Raw genomic sequence first — 18495 nt, 5'->3', positions numbered from 1 at the left:
CACCGCGGACCGCCTGGCGGCCCATCTCCTCCAGAGGCACGTGCACCGTGATGCGCGGTCAGGCACGGCGCGCCAGGTCCTCGTGGCGGACCGGGTACAGGAAGGGCTCGCCGCGCGCGTAGCGCGCGAGTTCGTCCACCGCGAGCGCGCCCAGCCGGCCGACCTCGTTCCCCAGGGCGCCCGCGAGGTGCGGGGTGAGGAAGACGTTCGGCAGGGTCCACAGGGGGTGGTCGGGAGGCAGCGGTTCGGGGGAAGTCACGTCGAGCACGGCGTCGAGGCGTCCGGCGACCAGCTGCTCGGTGAGCGCGTCCGTGTCGACGAGCGCGCCGCGCGCGGTGTTGACCACGACCGTCCCCGGGCGCATCAGGTCCAGCAGGCGGCGGTCCAGGAGGTGGTGCGTGTCGGGGGTGTGCGGCGCGTGGATCGACACCACGTCGCTGGTCGCGGCCAGGATGTCGAGGTCGACCAGCGTCCAGCCCTCGCGTTCGGCCTCGGCGCGGCTCACGTACGGGTCGTAGAGCAGGACCGTCGCGTCGAGCATGCCCAGCATGCCGAGCAGACGGCGGCCGGTGTACGACGCGCCGATGATCCCGACGGTCAGCCGATGCGTCCCGAGCCAGGGGTGGGCGGCCAGGTCGGCGGGGGTGCGGTGGGTGCGGCGCGACCGGAAGGAGCCGGCCAGGGAGAAGGCGCGCTTGGCCCCGAACACGATGGCGGCGAAGGCGAATTCGGCGACGGGGACAGCATTGGCGGCGGCCGCCGACGAGACGACGATGCCGCGGGAGTGCACCTCGGGGCTGAGGAAGGTCTTCACGGTGCCGGCCGCGTGAATCACCGCCCGCAGGTTCGGCGCGGCATCCAGGGCCTCGGTTCCGATCTCGGGGCACCCCCACCCCGTGACCAGCACGTCCACCTCGGCGAGGACGGACCGCGCCGCGGCCGAGGAGAAGTCCGTCACGGGCCCGGGACACAGCAGCTCCGCGGTCGTCAGCAGCCGTGCGCGCACATCGGGCGGGAAGACGCTCTCCACGTGCGAGGGGTCCATGGCGAGGGCGGTACGTGGTCGGCGGAGGGTCGTGGCCCCGGCTGTCGCATCGGAGTCGGCACGCATCCGCTCGGGCGGCTCGTCGCTGATATCCACCATGGCTCCCGATAGTAAACGTGTACTGCAATGGGGAGGCACGTTAGGGAGGCATCCGACAGAGCGTCAAGGGTGACCAGGAACCTGAAGGGCGTTATATCCAGCATCAGTTGGTTGCTACCCATGGGATCGCGGGTCGATCGCCCCGAACCAGTACGCCGATTCGAACCGCTCCTCTTGACGAAGAGGTTAAGCGCTTACTACCTTCCGCCGACAGATGAACGCTCCATGCCCTGGCCCGATCGGGGCGCCTCCCCGCCGAACAGGACCGCTCATGGCTGATGCCACGCCTTCCCCGCCGCCGGCCGTCCATCGCCTGTCGCTGCGCCAGCGGCTCCGACGCGACAAGGTCATGCTGCTGCTGACCCTGCCGGGGCTGCTGTATTTCGTGGTCTTCCACTACGTGCCGCTGCTCGGCTACGTGGTCGCGTTCCAGGACTACCAGCCGTACCTGGGCTACATGCACAGCGCCTGGGCGGGCGTCTCGAACTTCACGTCCTCCTTCGCCGACCCGGCCTTCTGGTCGGCCACCGGCAACACGCTGAAGATCGCCCTCGTCCAGCTGGTGTTCTTCTTCCCCGTGCCCATCGCCCTCGCGCTGCTGCTCCACAGCATCGTCAGCGACAAGGTGCGCCGCTTCGTGCAGAGCGTCGTCTACCTGCCGCACTTCATCGGCTGGGTCATCATCGTCTCGATCTTCCAGCAGATACTCGGCGGCGCGGGGGTCCTGCCCGATCTCCTCGGTCAACTCGGCCTGCCACGCTACGACATGACGACCGACCCGGACGCCTTCCCCTGGCTACTCGCGCTCCAGGTGGCCTGGAAGGACGCGGGCTGGGGCACGATCATCATGCTCGCCGCCCTGCTCAACATCGACCGCGGTCTGTACGAGGCGTCCGCCATCGACGGTGCCGGCCGCTGGCGGCGCCTGTGGCACGTCACGCTCCCCGGCCTGTCCCCGGTGATCGTCCTGCTGCTGATCCTCAACCTCGGCCAGATCCTCTCCGTGGGCTTCGAACAGGTCCTGCTCCAGCGGGACGCGGTCGGCCCCGACGCCGGCGAGGTCCTCGACACGTACGTGTTCTTCCACGGCATCCAGAACAGCGAATGGGGCACGGCCGCCGCCGTCGGACTCGTCAAGGCGGTCATCGGCACCGCGCTCGTCCTCGGCGCGAACACGTTTGCCCACCGGCTCGGCCACGAAGGGGTGTACCGCGGTGCTGACCGCTGAGAAGCAGACGACCTCCGACCCCCGGCCCCGCCCGGCCGCACCGCGCCGCCGGCCCGTACCGCCGCGCGGGGACTCCGGTGGCCGGCCACCATGGATGGAGAAGCCCACGCGGGCGGGCCTGATCGGCAAGGGGATCGTCCTCACCCTGGTCGTCGCGGCCGTCGCCTACCCCCTGCTCGGCGTGATCGGCACGAGCTTCGCCTCGCAGAGCGACATCATCCGGAGCCCGGGGCTCGTGCTCTGGCCCGACCATCCGACCACCGAGGCGTACCGCACCGTCCTTGGCGGCGGAATCGTCACGCACGCGCTGCTCATCAGCATCGGCGTGACGCTGGTGGGGACGGCGTGCAGCGTCCTGGTGACCATCGGCATGGCCTACGGGCTGTCCCGTCGCGACGTCACCGGCTCCCGCTTCATCCTGATGACGGCCCTGTTCACCATGCTCTTCGACCCCGGCATCATCCCCAAGTTCCTCACCGTCAAGGAACTCGGCCTCTACGACACGCTCGCGGCCCTCGTCATGCCGACGCTGGTCAGCGCCTTCAACCTCGTCGTCCTGCGCTCCTTCTTCATGAACCTGCCCGAAGAGCTGTACGACGCCGCGAAGGTCGACGGCGCCGGCGACCTCCGCATCCTGATCCAGGTGGTCCTGCCGCTGTCCAAGGCGGTCCTCGCCGTCATCAGCCTCTTCTACGCGGTGACGTACTGGAACGCCTTCTTCAACGCCATGCTCTACCTCAACGACAGCGAGAACTGGCCGCTGGCGATGGTCCTGCGCACCTTCGTCCTGCAAGGCCAGTCCCTGGAGGGCGCCTCCGCCGGCGAGTCGCTCGCCCCGCAGCAGTCCGTCCAGATGGCCGTCCTCGTCATCGCCGTCGTGCCCATCCTCTGTGTCTACCCCTTCCTGCAGCGCTACTTCACCAAGGGCGTGCTGACCGGAGCGATCAAAGGCTGACGCCCGCCCGTCCGCACCACCCGAAGAGGCGCACGGAAGCGCGCCCTCACGACCTCACCCCCCCCGCGTTCATGTCACCTCCCCACCGAGGAGTTCACCGTGTCGCGCTCCACCCCCATCAACCGCAGGACCGTGCTCCGTACCACGCTTGGCCTCGGCATCGGGCTCGCCGCCACCCCTCTGCTCACCGCCTGCGGCGACGGCGCGGTGGCGGGCAAGTCCGCCGCGAAGAACCGGAGCGCGCTGCCGGCCACCGCCGCGGCCAACAACGTCCGGGCAGACCTGCCCGGCACGCCGGCCGGCGTGCCCAACGGCTTCTTCAGCTACCCGAAGACCCCCGTCCGCTCCGTCCGGGGGACGCCGCTCAAGGGCGCCCAGCCGGTGCGGGCGATGACCGAGACCTTCGCGCCCCCCGCGGCCGCCCGCGACAAGAACGCGGCCTGGCAGGCCATCGAGAAGCGGCTCGGCGGAACGGTCGACGTCACCGCCGTCGCGGCCGACGACTACCCGGCGAAGTTCTCCACCATGGTCGCCGGTGACGACCTCGCGGACGTCTTCATGTACCCCGAGACCGGAGGCGTCGACCAGAAGGCCGCCTTCCTCGCCGCCAAGTGCGCCGACCTGACGCCGTTCCTGGGAGGGGACGCGGTCAAGGCGTACCCGAACCTCGCGGCGATCCCGGCGACCGCATGGCAGCAGGGCCTCTACGGCGACAAGCTGTACGGCGTTCCGATCACCCGCTACGGCACCGCCGGCGCCGGCTTCTACCGGCACGACCTGTTCAAGCAGGTCGGCGTGGACAGCCTCGACCAGATCACCGACCTCGAGCGCTTCTTCGAGGTCTGCAAGGAGCTGACGCAGCCGAAGAAGCAGCAGTACGCCGTCGTCGCCGGGGTCACGACCATGCTCGCCATGTCGGCGGGCGCGCCGTATCTCTGGGCGATGGACAAGAAGACCGGGAGGTTCACCGCCGACCTCGAGACCGCCGAGTACCGCTCCGCGGTCGAGATGGCCGCCAGGCTGTACAAGGCGGGCTGCTACTACCCCGGCACCCTCGCGATGTCGGGCGCGCAGAAGGCCCAGTACACGGACCTCTTCAAGAACGGCAGGGGTGCCTACGTCTTCGACGGGATCCCCGCCTACCTCCAGCCGTCCACCGGATACGTGGACTCGATGGCGGCCATCGACAAGAGCTACGACGTGCGGCCGTTCGTCCCCGTCGGAGCGAAGGCCGTCTCGTGGACGGACAACGCCACCCTCAGCCAGTCGTACCTCAAGAAGGCGTCCAAGGAACGCGTCGAGCAGGTCCTGGGGCTCCTCGACTTCATCGCGGCCCCTTTCGGGACCGAGGAGTACACCCTCATCACGTACGGGGTCGAAGGCACCGACCACCGGCGCGACGCCAAGGGCAACCCGGTGCTCACCGAGCAGGGCAGCCAGGACGTCGCCGTTCCCTGGGGGAAGCTCGCCTCCGGCATCCCCTCGCTCTTCTCCACCACCTCCGAGAACGCCGTCCGCCACGTCCACGAGGCGTACACCAGGATGATCCCGAAGCTGGTGCAGGCCGAGTTCCTGAACTACACGTCGCCGACCTGGGACTCCCAGGGCAGCGGCAGCCTCGCGACCCTGAAGCGGGACGGCCTCAAGGACATCATCTCCGGCCGCAAGTCCATGAAGGACTACGACGCCCTGGTCGAGGACTACCTCGCCAAGGGCGGGGAGAAGGCCCGCGCCGAGTTCCAGGAAGCCGCCCAGAAGGACTCCGCCCAGAAGGGAGCCGGCAAGTGATCCGCAGCATCCGCGCCGCCATCGCCACCGTCTCGGCCGTGGCGGCCCTCGCGCTCGCCGCCCCGGCCCAGGCCGCCCCGTTCGACCCGAAGCCCGGCTCCGACGGCGTCGGCGACCCCCTGTTCCCGACGCTCGGCAACGGCGGCTACGACGTCACGCACTACGACCTGTCGTTCGACTTCACCCCGCTGACCTACGACTTCACCGGCACCATGAAGATCTCCGCGACCGCCACCCAGGACCTCTCCTCCTTCAACCTCGACATCGACTCCCTCGCCGTCGACGCGGTCACGGTGAACGGCGAGGACGCCGCCTGGGCGGTCTCGCCCGGCAAGAGCGGCCAGGAACTCACCGTCACCCCGGCCGGCGGTCTGTACGAGCACCGCCCCTTCGACGTCGCCGTCCGCTACCACGGGAACGGGAAGACCAAGCCGATCGGCGCCCCCGGCTGGCGCCACATGAGCGACGGCGGCTTCGTCTCCGCGGCGCAGTCGTCCCGCGCCGACACCTTCGCCCCCGTCAACGACACCCCGAGGGACAAGGCGAGCTGGACCTTCCATCTCACCGCGCCCGACAGCTGGACGCCCGCCGCCAACGGCACGGCCACCGGCACCCGCCCCGCCGGCGAGGGGAGGACCACCCACGACTTCCGCCTCGACGCCCCCATGGCCTCCGAACTCCTCGGCATATCCGTGGCCAAGCAGACCCTCCTGACCGGGGAGGGACCGCACGGCGTGCGGCTGCGCCACTATGTTCCGGCCGACCAGGTCGACACCTACCGGCCGATCGTCGAGCAGACCGGCGAGCAGATCGGCTGGCTGGAGCAGACCCTCGGCGTCCGCTACCCCTTCGACACGTACGGGATGCAGATCGTCCGCGACGGTTACGGCGACGCCCTGGAGAACCAGACCCTGTCCCTGTTCGGACCCGGCTGGTTCAAGAACGCCGACACCTCGACGACGTACACGAACGTAATGATCCACGAGCTGACCCACCAGTGGTTCGGAGACTCGGTCACTCCGATCGACTGGCAGAACGCCTGGCTGAACGAAGGGCCGGCCGTCTACTACGCCGCCCTCTGGGCCGACCAGCAGGGCACCGCCTCCATGGAGGCCAAGATGCGCACGGCGTACGGCAAGCTCGACGCCGTCCGCAAGACCGACGGGCCACCCGGACTCCCCACCGCCCTCGGTGGGTTCAACATCTACGACGGCGCCGCCGTCACCCTGTACGCCCTGAACCAGCGGGTCGGACAGGAGGAGTTCGACGCGCTCATGAAGTCCTGGCTGCTCAAGAACCGGCACGACAACGCCGGCTCCCAGGACTTCATCGACAACGCCGTACGCGTCACCCACGACCCCACCCTGCGGCCCTTCCTGGAGGACTGGCTGTTCAGCACGGACAACCCGGCCATGCCCGGACACCCCGACTGGAGCTGAGGCCGACCATGAACCGCTTCCCCCTGGCGGCGGGGATCGCCGTCGCCGCCACCCTGCTGTCCACCACTCCGGCCGCGCAGGCCGAGCCGGCGCCCCGCACCCTCCACGCTGCTCCCGACGGCTCGGGTACGGCCTGCACGCCGGTCCGGCCCTGCTCGCTCGAAGGCGCCCGTGACGCCGCCCGATCGGTCGACGGCCGCGACGTACGCATTGAACTGGGCGACGGAACCTACACGTTGAACCGCCCCCTGGAGCTCGGCGCTGCCGACTCCGGACGCGACGGGCACACCGTCACCTGGACAGCCGCGCCCGAAGCCCACCCGGTGCTCTCCGGCGGCCGGGCGCTCACCGGCTGGTACGCGAACCCGGACGGCACCTGGACGGCCCCAGCCCCCGAAGGCGTCACGCCGCGCCAGCTCTTCGTCGCCGGCGAGCGTGCCGTACGGGCGCGCGGCGATGCCTGCCCCGCCGCCGTCTGCGACGCAACCCGGACCGGCATGACCGGCGCTCAGGCCACCGGCATCGCGCACTGGGCCCGGCCCACCGACGCCGAGGCCGTCATCCGGGTCCGGTGGCGGAACTACCACTGCCGGATCGCCGGGGTCAGCGGCGACGTGATGACCTTCGCCCAGCCCTGCTGGACCAACGCGGCCTCCGGGACCGGCCGCACCGGACCCGCCTGGGACACCACCACCGTAGACTCGACCCGCTACTCCAAGGTCTCCTTCTTCGAGAACGCCCGAGAACTCCTCGACGAGCCCGGCGAGTTCGTCTGGAACTCGGCCGCGCGCACGGTCACCTACCTGCCGCGCACCGGCGAGGACATGCGGCACGCCAAGGCCGTCACCCCGATCACCGAGAACCTGCTCACCCTCGACGGCGCCCACGACGTGCGCGTCACCGGCATCGGATTCGCGTACGCCGCCTACCACCAGCCCTCCACCGACGAGGGCTACGCGGGCACGCAGGCCGGACTCACCCTGACCGGCGCCACCGGCCCCGAGGACCACGCGGGCCGCCACTACACCAAGCCCGCCGCCGCGCTCACCGTCCGTGGCGGCCGGCACGTGGTCGTCGAGGGAGCGTCGTTCAGCCACCTCGGCGGCGCGGGCGTGATCTTCGAACAAGGTACCCAGGACTCGACGCTGACCCGCTCCCGGTTCACCGACCTGTCCTCCGGCGCCGCCTACATCGGCGACACCGAACCCCAGCCGGCCGCCGAACTCGCGGGCGCCCGCAACACGGTGTCGTACAACACCGTCCGCCGCGCCGGAGTGGAGTACACCGACGCCGTCGGCATCTGGGCGGGCTACGAGGCCGGGACGGTCGTTGACCACAACACGCTCGATGACCTGCCGTACTCCGGCATCTCCGTCGGCTGGGGCTGGAACCAGCCCGATGCTCAGGCCTCCGTCCTGCGCGACAACCGCATCACGAACAACCGCATCACCAATGTCATGCGCGCCGCGTACGACCAGCACGACGGCGGCGCCGTCTACACCCAGGGCGCCCAGCCCGGCACCGTCATCTCCGGGAACTACATCAACCGCAGCGCGCACGGCAACACCGAGCGCGACGGCAACGGCATCTACCTCGACGAACAGTCCAGCCACATCACCGTCGCCCGCAACGTGATCACCCGCATCGGCTACAAGTGGGTCTCCAACTGGGCCGACTACGGCATCGACAACCACGCCACCGGCAACTGGACCGACACCGCGGCCCCCGCCCTCGCCGGCACGGGCTCGACCATGACCGACAACCTGACCGGGCTCGACGTCCTGCCCACCGAGGCACTGAAGGTCGCGGAAGCGGCCGGCGCGGACGGACGCGGCCGCGTCGAACAGCTCCGTCCCGACCTGGCCCGGACCGGCACCGCGACCCAGTCGTCCACCGACGGCACCGCCGCGGCCACCCGCGCCACCGACGGCGACACCACCACCGACACCCGCACGCTCGCGGAGCCCGGCGCCTGGTGGCAGCTGGACCTCGGCGCCGTGAGCCACGTCGGACAGATCGAAGTGTGGAACAACAGCTCCATGACCACCGCCGACTTCGACGTCCGCCTCGCGACCAAGGCCGACTTCTCCGACGCGACGACGGTCCACGTCACGGGCAAGGCGCTCCGGCCCACCCTCCTGGACACCGACACCGAGGCCCGGTTCGTACGGATCGAGCTCACTGGAACCGGTCGCGTCGCCCTGTCCCACGTCCTGGTCCACCCGTAACCCCGTAGCGGCGCAACTCCGTAACCCTGTAACCCCCAAGCCTCGTACGAGAGAAGGCAGGCCATGAACGCCCCCTCCGATCTGCGCCTCGGCGTCCTCGGGTACGGACTGCGCGGCTCCCTCGCCCGTACCGCCCACCGGCCGGGCGCCGGCTCCCGCGTCACCGCGCTCGCGGACCACGACGCCGCGGCGCGGACGGCGGGGGCGCTCGCCTTCCCCGGCGCCACCATCACCGGCGACCACCGCGAGGTGATCGCCGACCCCGACGTCGACGCGGTCCTGGTCCTCACCCCCGACCACACCCACGCCGACGTCGCCTGCGAGGCACTGAAGGCGGGCAAGCCCGTCTTCGTCGAGAAGCCCCTCGACATCGAGGTCGAGCGGTGCGACGAGATCCTCCGCACCGCGTACGAGACCGGCACCCGCCTCTACGTCGGCCACAACCTGCGCCACATGCCGGTCGTCCGCCTGATGCGCGACATCATCGCGCGCGGCGAGATCGGCGAGGTCAAGACCGTGTGGGTACGGCACTTCGTGGGCTACGGGGGCGACTGGTACTTCAAGGACTGGCACGCCGAACAGCGGTACACGACCGGTCTGTTGCTGCAGAAGGCCGCCCACGACATCGACGTGATCCACTGGCTCGCGAACGGCTGGACGCGCCGCGTCCAGGCCCTCGGCGACCTCATGGTGTACGGCGACAACCCGCACCGCCGCGAGCCCGGCGAACCCAAGGCGGACGACTGGTACACCAAGGACGGCCACTGGCCCCCGCACACCCAGCGCGGCCTCAACCCCGTCATCGACGTCGAGGACGTCTCGCTGGTCAACATGCGCCTCGACAACGGGGTTCTGGCGGCCTACCAGCAGTGCCACTTCACCCCCGACTACTGGCGCAACTACACCGTCATCGGCGACGCGGGCCGCCTGGAGAACTTCGGCGACGGACCCGGGGGAGTGGTGAAGGTGTGGAACTCCCGCCGGTCGGGACACCGCCCCGAGGCCGACGCCCAGTACCCCGTCCCGGCGGCCGAGGACAACGCGGGCCACGGCGGGGCCGACCCCCTGCTCGTCGACGAGTTCCTACGTTTCGTACGCGACGGCGGCCGCACCGACACCTCGCCGGTCGCTGCGCGAATGGCCGTCGCGACCGGCGTCCAGGCGACGGATTCCCTGCGCGACGGCGGAGCCCCGCGCGAGATCCCACCCCTCGACCCGGAGCTGGTCACCTACTTCGAGCGAGGGCAACAGCGCCTCGGGCGCTGAGGCCCGGACGCTGAGGGGGCCCAGGAACTGAGGCCTCCCGGACGGGCGTCAGCAGACGGGTGGTGTCGTTCCGCCGACTTGGATGGTGGCGTTCTTGTCGTGTCGGGTGGCCAGGCGCCACAGCTTGAGCTTGTTGATGCAGCGCTCGACGGTGTTGCGCCGCCTGTTGGTCTCGCGGTCGAAGGCCGGCGGGCGGCCGCCGAAGCGGCCCAGCCGCTTGCGGTTGGAGACTAGGTCGAGGCGATGCCGTGCAGGTAGGCGGTAAGGGTGCCCTGCGGCGAGGCGGTCTCGTTGATGGCGGTTCGGTAGAACACCAGTGAGTCCGTGAGGGCGATGAGTTCTTCAACGTGTGCGTCGGAGCTGGGCAGTCCTGCTGCGGCGAGGGCTGACGCTGACACCTGGTGGGCGATGGCGTGGACCGCGGACTCTGCCGTCAGCTTTGCTCGAAGGTGTGGCGCGTCGTCGAGTTCGAGGAGGAGGGCGTATCGGGCTCTCATGTCGTCGCGACGTGAGGCGAGAGTCTCGACGAGTCCTGCGAGCTGCGCGGCAAGCTCGTCGATGCCGAGCCGGCGTTCGGGCTCGAACGTCGTGTTCAGGGAGTCGGCGAGTTCGTCGGTGTCAGCCTTCGAACGGGCAGCGAGTGCGTCGACGATGAGTTCCAGCAGCGCGAGCCGCGTCTTCGCATGGTACGAGGTCGATCCCTGCGGGATCCCCGCCTCGCGGTCGACGGCTCGATGCGTCAGGGCGCGCACACCGTCGCGGGCGATGATGCGGATCCCGCTGTCCGCGATCGCGTTCCGCCGCTCACTGCCACTCGCCACATTCGAAGACACGACTCGATGCTACAGGTGTAGAGTCTTGATTCACGGAGGCTCTACACCTGTAGTGGTCATGAGGGTACGGGCCGACAGGGCGTGGGGGAGACCAGGAGGAGAGCGCCATGATCGATTTCGTTCCCGACCCGAGCCTGTATCCCTTCGAGTCACGCTGGTTCGACTCGTCCGCCGGTCGGGTTCACTACATCGACGAGGGGACCGGGCCACCGATTGTGTTCTGCCATGGCTCTCCCACCTGGAGTTTCCTCTACCGCCACATCGTGAAGAGCCTGCGCCACCAGTATCGCTGCATTGCTGTCGACTACCTGGGCTTCGGCTTGTCCGCGCGCCCGGCCGGCTTCGACTACACGATCTCGGAGCACACGGCAGTCGTCGGTGAGCTGATCGACCATCTGCAGCTCGACGGCTTCGTCCTGATGGGACAGGACTGGGGTGGCCCCATCGGGCTCGGCGCGGCGACCACGCGCGCAGATCGCGTCAAGGGGCTCGTGCTGGGCAACACCGCGTTCTGGCCGATCGAGCCGCTGGCGAATCGGGCGTTCAGCGTGATCATGAGCAGCCGTCCCATGCAACGGCGCATCCTCGAACAGAACCTTCTCGTAGAACAGTTCCTGCTCGGCAGAACGGGTCCCACCCTGACCGCAGCCGAGGCCGACCACTACCGCAGGGTGCAGCCCACGAAGCAAGCCCGACGTGGACTCACGGTCATGCCCCGGGAGATCCGCGCCGCACGCCCACTGCTGGAGAAACTCGCCCGGGACGTACCTGCCTGCCTGGGTGACAAGCCGACGCTGGCGGTATGGGGCATGCGGGACATGGTGTTCCGGCCGACAGCGTGCATCCCGCGGATTCGCTCCTCGTTCACCGACCTCGCCATCGTCGAACTCCGCCAGGCGAAGCACTTCATCCAGGAAGACGCACCGGATCAGATCGCGGCAGCGATCGCCGAACGATTTCACTGAGTCAGTCATCACCAACGTCGCGGAGCCGCGAGCATGCCGTGAGGCACGCCGCCCGTGAATTCCGCTCCCGAACGGTCGCGGCCCCTGCCGTCAGGGTGATTCGAGTGCGCCGGCAAGTGCAGCGAGCACGCTCGTGGCGGCGAGGGCGGTCATCACGTACAGCACCACTGAGGACAGCCGTTCGCTCCGCTGCCGACAGCGCCCGCTGCCGCCGTGGACGCCGTGAGTGCGGTCGAGCCAGTAGACGCCGAGGAGTGCGGCCGGATGCTCCTCGTCAGGCGGAGTGAAGGTCATGCCCCCATGAACGGCTGCCTGTGCCACAACGCCACGGGCGCCCGCCGACTCGTGATTCGATCGTCACCTTCCTTGAGGCCGCCTGGAGGCGGGTACGCCCCCTCCGGACGGCGACCTGCGCAGACTCGTGGTGGAACGACATCGGAAGCAGAGGCGCTTTTGTCGACGAGTGAGCCGAGCGGGTCCTCCGCCACGCGGGCAGCCTTCCCTGCCAGAGGCGTCGCGGCACTGGGCCACGGTCGTCATGCCACGGTTGCCTTCTCCTTCTCGGCGCCCTTCGCGGCGGCCGGCGTGTTCACCCGGTCGGTGAGGGGTGCCCGGCCGGTCCGCAGGCCTAGGCGGGCGATGACCGCGACGAGTGCGAAGGCGGCGGCGCCGATCCAGAAGGTGAGGGTGAAGCCGGACTCGGCGGGCAGGGCCGGGACGCCTGCGGGCAGGTGCTCGATGGTCTTCGAGGCCAGGATCGTGGTGACCACGGCGCTGCCGATCGCGCTGCCGGTGGAGCGGGAGATGGAGTTGATGCCGTTGGCGATGCCGCTCTGGTGGTGGGGGACGCTCGCCATGATGACAGCGGGCATGGCCGCGTATCCGAAGCTGACGGCCGCGCCGACGATCACACCCGCGCCGATCACCGAGGGGGTGTGGCCGTGGTCGAGGGCGAGCCAGGCGAAGCCCACGGCGCCGAGGACGGCGGCCAGGGCCAGCGCGGTGCGCGGACCGCGGTGGCGGACGAGCCGGCCGCCGACCGGCGAGGCGAGGAGGGAGACGATCGCGCCGGGCAGCAGGAACTCGACGGAGGCGCGCAGGATCGACGCGCCGAAGCCGTAGCCGGTGAGGGCCTCGGGCATCTGGACGAGGTACGAGACGCCCAGGAAGTTCGCGAACATGCCGAAGCCGACGAGGACGCCGGCCAGGTTGGCCATGAGCACCGGCCGGTGCACGAACATCCGCATGTCGACGAGCGGTTCGCGGACCTTGAGCTCGGTGAGGACCCAGACGGCGGTCATGACGGCCGCGGCTGCGAAGCTGCCGAGGACGCGGCCGGAGGTCCAGCCCCACTCGTGGCCCTGCGAGATCGGCAGCAGGAGCAGCAGCAGGCTGGCGCCGAGGGTGAGGGCGCCGAGGAAGTCGGTGCGGCCACCGGTCTTGTGGCGGGTCGCGGGGACCAGGAACACGACGGCGAGCAGGGCGATTGCGGCGAAGCCGGTGGCCATCCAGAAGGCGCTGCGGTAGTCGGCGTCGGAGCCGGAGGTGAGCAGGCCGGTGGCGACGAGCGCGAGGCCGCTGCCGAAGGCGAGGGTGCCGCTGACCAGGGACATCGCGCCGGGCAGCTTCTGCGGGCGGACCTCCTCGCGCAGCACGGACAGTGCGAGCGGGAAGATCGCGGTGGCGGCGCCCTGGAGGACGCGGCCGAGGATCAGCAGGGGGAGCGAGGTCGCCAGGGCGGCGACGACGGAGCCGGCGACCATGACGCCGAGGACGGCGACCAGGGTGGGCTTCTTGCCGTGCTGGTCGCCGAAGCGGCCGAGCAGCGGGGTGAAGACGGCGGCGGAGAGCAGGGTGGCGGTGGTCACCCAGCTCACGTTCGCGGCCGAGGTGCCCAGGTCGGCACGGATGAGGCCGAGGATCGGGACCGGCAGGGTCTGCATCATCGACACGACCATGGCGGCGAGGCTCAGCGCGAGGACGACGAGCGTCTCGCGCCGGGGATCGGCGGCGGGCGGGGTGATCTCGTGACTCATGGGTGGGGCCTTCTCGGTGCTTCAGCTCGTAGATATTTCATGTCTTCAAGTAATGTGACGACGGTAGGCTCCGATGCTTGAGGTGGTCAAGTAAATGGTTGAGGTGCTTAAGTAAACAATTGACAATGTCAATGAATGTGGGGGTCGACGCCGACAGGTCGGCTTGCGGTCGATGTCAGGCGTGCAGTTCGGTTCCGTCCGGGAAGCGGATCGTCACGGCGGGAGCGTCCGTAGCGTCGTCACCTTCGGCGCTGCCCGCGTCGCCTTCCACGGAGACCTCGACGGCCGTACGGAGCTCCTCCGGGTGGACGGCGTCGCCCGAGAGGACGACGAGGGTCACGTGGAGACTGCGTCCTCCCGGATGGGCGGGAGACCGGAGGTAGGGGACCGCCGAATGCGGGCCGAAGGCGTTGGCCTCGATGTCGCGGGCCACCTCGGCCGTCTCGTCCCACCCGTACAGGCCGACGACCGCGCTGGTCAGGCCGTCGAGGCGGCGGGCCATCGCCCAGTACGGTCCGGTGTGCCCGGCCGGCCGCTCCGGCCCGGCGAGCGCGTGCCCTCCCTCGCGCACCGTGGCGCCGGGCGGCGCCTCGACGCGGTGCACCCGGACCTCCCAGGGCCCGTGCAGCAGCGAGGTCGTCCCGATGCGGTACGCGGTGTCGTGGCCGGGAAGCCGGGCCGCGTGCCACGAGGCGGCCCGGCGGCCCTCGGCGCCGAGCGGACGGATGCGGACGCGGCGGCTCACGGCTCCGTCCGCGTCGACCAGGGCGATGTGGTTGTCGGCCGTCCGCTCCCAGGCGTGCGGGGCGCTCTGCGGCGCGGTGTGGGTGGAGTAGGCGAGCGCGGCGTAGTGCGGGTCGGCCAAGACCTCCGCGGGCTCGGGCGGATGGTGGTCGCTACCGTGGTTGACCAGCCGGACAATGCCGTCGTGCCGGGTGCCGTGCAGCAGCCAGCCCGGCACCGGCAGGGCGGTGTACTGATCGGCCTCCTCGACGGGCAGGGGCAGCTCCCGTGCCGTCCACACCTCGTGGTCGGCCGGAAGGAGCAGCCCGAGGAAGCCCTTGCTCGCCCAGTACGGCGAGGCGGGTCCGGAGTACGGCTGGGTGCTGGGCAGGAAGGTGTCGTACCAGCCCAGCGGGAGCAGCCCGCGCTCGTCGGGGACGCCACACTCGGTGAAGTACCGTACCGATCCCGACGCCAGACGGCGCGTCAGACCGGGGGCGTACGGGGTGGCTCCGGTCAGCGCGCCCATCCACACCGGGGCCAGGGCGGCGTAGCGGTACGCCAGCGAGCGGCCCTGGTGCACGGGCGCGCCGTCGCCGCCGAAGAAGTGCACGTAGCCGCGGAGGAACGCGGTGAGGCGCTCCTTGTAGACCTTCGCCCGGTCGCCGTCCTCGTCACCGGCGATCCGCGCCCACAGCAGCGGATACAGGTGCAGCGCCCAGCCGTTGTAGTAGTCGAAGTTCCGGCCGTCGCCGTCGGTGTACCAGCCGTCGCCGAGGTACCAGTCCTCGATCCGGTCCAGGCCGCCGTCGATGTCCGCCTGCTCGTACGGGGCCCCGACGGAGGCCAGGAACTGCTCGGAGACGACCTGGAAGAGCCGCCAGTTGTTGTCCCAGGTCCGGGCGCCGACGAAGCCGGAGAACCAGTCGACGACCCGTTCCTGGACGCGGGGGTCAAGCCGGTCCCAGATCCAGGGCCGGGTCTCGTGCAGGCCGATGGCGACGGACGCGGCCTCGACCATCTGCTGCGAGCAGTCCGTCAGCCGGGGCCAGGCCTCGCCGGACGCCGGATCGGTCCCGGCCGCCAGGCCGGCCGCGTACCGTTCGACGAGCCGCGGATCCACGTCGCCGCCCGCCCCGGCGATGCGGAGAGCCGCGAGCAGGAACGTCCGCGCATAGCCTTCGAGTCCGTCGCAGACGATTCCCGACCAGCTGCCCCGGCCCGGCAGTCGGTACTGGGCGAAGCCGGGCGTGGCGTACGGCGCCACGCCCGCGAGCAGCGCGTCGGCTACCGCCTCCCAGTGGGCGCGGGTCCATCCGGTGCGCGGTGACAGCACCCGGTCGGTGGGCGGCAGGGACACGTGGGGCGCGGGCATGGAACCCTCATTTCCTGGGGCGGGCGGCTTACAGGGTCGGGGCCGGAGCCGGGGCTGGCGCTGGGCCGGGGCGACCGCCGGGGGCCTCGGAGATCAGAACAGTTCGGCGGCGTGCGTGTGCCCGCGTGAGCCGCCGACGCGGACAGTCAGGACCGGTCGGCGGCCGGAGGCGACCGTGACGGTGTCGTCGGTACTCCGCACGCCCTCGACCGCCCACGGCAGTTCGACGGTGAGCGTCGTGCCCGTACGGCCGGGGTCCGCGACGGCCACGGACACCCCCTCGTCGCGTCGTCGGAGCAGGACCGTGCCGGGGCCGCTCGAGGTGATCCCGGCGACGCTGCCGGCCGCCCAGAAGTGGACGGCGATCAGTCCGAGCGCGCGCACCCGGATCGCCTGCGCCGCGGCGGTGTTGGCGACGATCTCCACGGGACGGGACGCTGCCCAGGCGGCGGTCCGCGCCGGGCTGAAGCCGGGCAGCAGCACGTACGCGTATCCCGCGTCGGCCGGCGAGACGCCGTGGTCGAGCCAGAGGGTCGCGTACCGGCGGGTCGTCGTGTCACCCGAACCCCCGGTGTCCGCACCGGTGTTGATGTCGCTCCAGGCGCCGGCGCGATCCTCGCGGAGGGCCTGCAGGTCGGCCCCTCCGGGGAAGACGTAGCCGCCCACCCCTTCCAGGTGGGCCCACCCGGCACCGGGGAACGGCGTCGCCCGCCCGACGACGTCGGTCACGTCCCGTCCGTCGACGGTGAGCAGGTTGGCGCCCTCGGCGTGCAGATTGCGGTTCTCGACCACCGTCTCGATCGTGCGGCCGTCGGAGGCCGTGATCCCGGCTCCCAGCGCGACCACCGCGTCGTCCAGGCAGAACCACGCCTTCCTGGCGCGCAACGTGCTGCCGTTCCCGATCAGCTCCATCGCGGCCGCCCCGTAGCGGCCGTCGAGGACGGCGCCGCCGGCGACGGTGTTGGCCGGCCGGTACGTGCTCGTCCCCGGCGTGCTGCCGGCGTCCGCCCGCGGCCGGGTGTCCACGGTGGTCCCCGGCAGCCGGTACGGATCGACGGTGGGCCAGAAGTCGTCCGAGTACTGGGCGCGATCGGCGTCGTACAGGTACGTCATCCCGTCGCCCGTGTGCCAGCCGTGCAGGTTCTCGCCGTTGCCCGCCTCGTACGCCGCGATCCGCTTCGACGACAGGCTGAGTGCCAGCGTCCACGCGGGTCGTCGGTGCACGACCCGGTCCATGTCGGCGAAGACGGTGTGACCGACGGGCGGCGGGGCGGCGGGGATCGCCGGGTCCGAGAGGACGGCGCTCGCCCGCCGGGTCGCGGCGATACCGACGAGCGGGAGGTAGGGCGTGGCGGTGTTGCGCTCGATCCAGCCCTTCGCGATCGAACGCCATCGGGCGGCGTACTCCGGCGGCGCGCCCATGGCGAGCAGCAGCACGTTGGAGGTCGTGCCGGACCCGGTGTGGAAGTCCCGCTCACGGTTCCGGGAGACCGCCCGTCCCCGTACCGCGTCCATCATCAGCCCGTCGAAGGTGACGGCGGCGAAACTCCGCTCCACAGACTCGTGGATCACCGAGATGCCGGCGTCGGTGATGCGCCAGTCCGAGTCGGCGAGCAGGGCGGCGAGGTAGGCGACCCGGCTGAGCAGGACGTTGCCGTACGTGCCGGTGTAGGCGACGTCGTTGTGCTGGATGAACGAGCCGTCCAAGTAGAAGCCGTCGCCCGAGGCGACGTACCGGAAGAGACTGTTCCGCCCCGCGTCGCGGGCGTCGGACAGCCCGTCGCGGGCCAGGGCGAGCTTGTCGGCGCTGCCCCCGACGATGCCGCGCAGCGCGACGATCGCCGCCTTGTCGGCCCGGTTGGCGCCGGTCTCGGCGAGGGTGGGCAGGTTGGTGCGGCGGTCGGGATTCGCGCAGAACCGGTCCACGACGGCGCAGTAGTTCGCGATCCGCTCGGGAGCGATCCGGTCGTGGAGCAGGACGCAGACGTCCATGAGGTTGCGCGGCGCGCCGATCTCCCAGAACCACCAGTTGCCGGACTCGGGCTTCGCGGGGTTGTACGCCCGGTCGAAGAGGAAGGCCAGCCCCTCGACGACCGCCGCGGCGACCTCCTCGTCGCCGCGCAGCGCGGCGCCCGGGGTCGCCCAGGCCGTGGCCAGGGTGAGCAGCCGCCCGTACGAGAGGGTGAAATTGGACGGTGCTGTGACGGGGGCGAGGTCCGACCAGAGAGCGGTGCGGCCGGCGCTCCGGTCCAGGGCCGCCCACTGCGCCGCCGCCGAGGAGTTCAGGGACGTCAGCGCGGTGGTGTACACGGGGTCGAGGGGGTCGATGGCGCCGCCGGTGGCCAGCTCCGCCGCGCGGGCCCGCAGGGCGGCGAAGGAGTCGGTGGCCGGAGGAGCGGAGTCGGCGTGGGCGGTGCCCGCCCCGGCGGTGACCGGGAGGAGGAGGGCGCCGATGCCGGCGGCGAGGAGGGCGCGTCTGCGGGGCTGGAAGTCGGTCACGGTGGTCCTCCCGGAC

General features: G+C 70.7%; 13 protein-coding genes and 1 pseudogene. 7 read left to right on the top strand and 7 right to left on the bottom strand.

Annotated features, from left to right (window positions below; all coding sequences use genetic code 11):
* Positions 1–58 precede the first annotated feature (58 nt).
* Positions 59–1045 (bottom strand): hydroxyacid dehydrogenase, encoded by a 987-nt coding sequence (locus R2D22_RS00860; RefSeq protein WP_411977118.1) that lies wholly within the window; start codon positions 1043–1045, stop codon positions 59–61.
* A 370-nt stretch (positions 1046–1415) separates the two neighbouring features.
* On the opposite strand from R2D22_RS00860, the gene R2D22_RS00855 reads away from it, so the two are divergent.
* The 6 genes from R2D22_RS00855 (at position 1416) to R2D22_RS00830 (ending at position 10048) form a co-directional block, all read left to right on the top strand.
* Positions 1416–2372, top strand: coding sequence for an ABC transporter permease (locus R2D22_RS00855; RefSeq protein ID WP_318100165.1), 957 nt, complete (start codon positions 1416–1418; stop codon positions 2370–2372).
* Positions 2373–2466: 94 nt separating this feature from the next.
* A complete protein-coding gene (locus R2D22_RS00850; protein ID WP_318109522.1) occupies positions 2467–3327 on the top strand; it encodes a carbohydrate ABC transporter permease in 861 nt (286 codons plus the stop codon).
* A 99-nt stretch (positions 3328–3426) separates the two neighbouring features.
* Positions 3427–5115 (top strand): type 2 periplasmic-binding domain-containing protein, encoded by a 1689-nt coding sequence (locus R2D22_RS00845; RefSeq protein ID WP_318100163.1) that lies wholly within the window; start codon positions 3427–3429, stop codon positions 5113–5115.
* On the top strand, positions 5112–6554 hold the full coding sequence (locus tag R2D22_RS00840; protein ID WP_318100161.1) for a M1 family metallopeptidase: 1443 nt from the start codon (positions 5112–5114) through the stop codon (positions 6552–6554). The genes R2D22_RS00845 and R2D22_RS00840 overlap by 4 nt, the downstream gene beginning before the upstream one ends.
* An 8-nt stretch (positions 6555–6562) precedes the next feature.
* Positions 6563–8782 carry a right-handed parallel beta-helix repeat-containing protein gene (locus R2D22_RS00835; protein ID WP_318100160.1) on the top strand — a complete coding sequence of 740 codons (2220 nt, stop codon included), beginning with the start codon at positions 6563–6565 and terminating at the stop codon, positions 8780–8782.
* Between the two features lie 63 nt (positions 8783–8845).
* Positions 8846–10048, top strand: coding sequence for a Gfo/Idh/MocA family protein (locus R2D22_RS00830; RefSeq protein ID WP_318100158.1), 1203 nt, complete (start codon positions 8846–8848; stop codon positions 10046–10048).
* Positions 10049–10135: 87 nt separating this feature from the next.
* Here the strand turns inward: R2D22_RS00830 and R2D22_RS00825 are convergent.
* Both R2D22_RS00825 and R2D22_RS00820 read right to left on the bottom strand, forming a co-directional pair.
* Positions 10136–10291 (bottom strand): annotated as a pseudogene (locus tag R2D22_RS00825) (IS5/IS1182 family transposase); the annotation flags it as partial.
* A complete protein-coding gene (locus R2D22_RS00820; RefSeq protein ID WP_318100156.1) occupies positions 10279–10881 on the bottom strand; it encodes a TetR/AcrR family transcriptional regulator in 603 nt (200 codons plus the stop codon). The pseudogene R2D22_RS00825 and the gene R2D22_RS00820, both read right to left, overlap by 13 nt.
* 107 nt (positions 10882–10988) lie before the next feature.
* On the opposite strand from R2D22_RS00820, the gene R2D22_RS00815 reads away from it, so the two are divergent.
* On the top strand, positions 10989–11846 hold the full coding sequence (locus R2D22_RS00815) for a haloalkane dehalogenase (RefSeq protein WP_318100154.1): 858 nt from the start codon (positions 10989–10991) through the stop codon (positions 11844–11846).
* A 90-nt stretch (positions 11847–11936) separates the two neighbouring features.
* On the opposite strand, the gene R2D22_RS00810 is transcribed toward R2D22_RS00815, so the two are convergent.
* The 4 genes from R2D22_RS00810 to R2D22_RS00795 all read right to left on the bottom strand — a co-directional run bounded on the left by R2D22_RS00810 (position 11937) and on the right by R2D22_RS00795 (position 18479).
* Positions 11937–12140: a hypothetical protein gene (locus R2D22_RS00810; protein WP_318100152.1), complete on the bottom strand. Its 204-nt coding sequence runs from the start codon at positions 12138–12140 to the stop codon at positions 11937–11939.
* A 242-nt stretch (positions 12141–12382) separates the two neighbouring features.
* Positions 12383–13882 (bottom strand): MFS transporter, encoded by a 1500-nt coding sequence (locus tag R2D22_RS00805; RefSeq protein ID WP_318100150.1) that lies wholly within the window; start codon positions 13880–13882, stop codon positions 12383–12385.
* A gap of 175 nt (positions 13883–14057) precedes the next feature.
* Positions 14058–15980 (bottom strand): DUF2264 domain-containing protein, encoded by a 1923-nt coding sequence (locus R2D22_RS00800; protein ID WP_318100148.1) that lies wholly within the window; start codon positions 15978–15980, stop codon positions 14058–14060.
* 93 nt (positions 15981–16073) lie between these two features.
* Positions 16074–18479: a polysaccharide lyase 8 family protein gene (locus tag R2D22_RS00795; RefSeq protein WP_318100146.1), complete on the bottom strand. Its 2406-nt coding sequence runs from the start codon at positions 18477–18479 to the stop codon at positions 16074–16076.
* Between the last annotated feature and the right edge of the window lie 16 nt (positions 18480–18495).

This window comes from Streptomyces sp. HUAS YS2, assembly GCF_033343995.1.
In the GTDB taxonomy this organism is placed as follows: Bacteria; Actinomycetota; Actinomycetes; order Streptomycetales; family Streptomycetaceae; genus Streptomyces; species Streptomyces solicathayae.
This window is presented reverse-complemented; position numbering and strand designations above follow the sequence as displayed.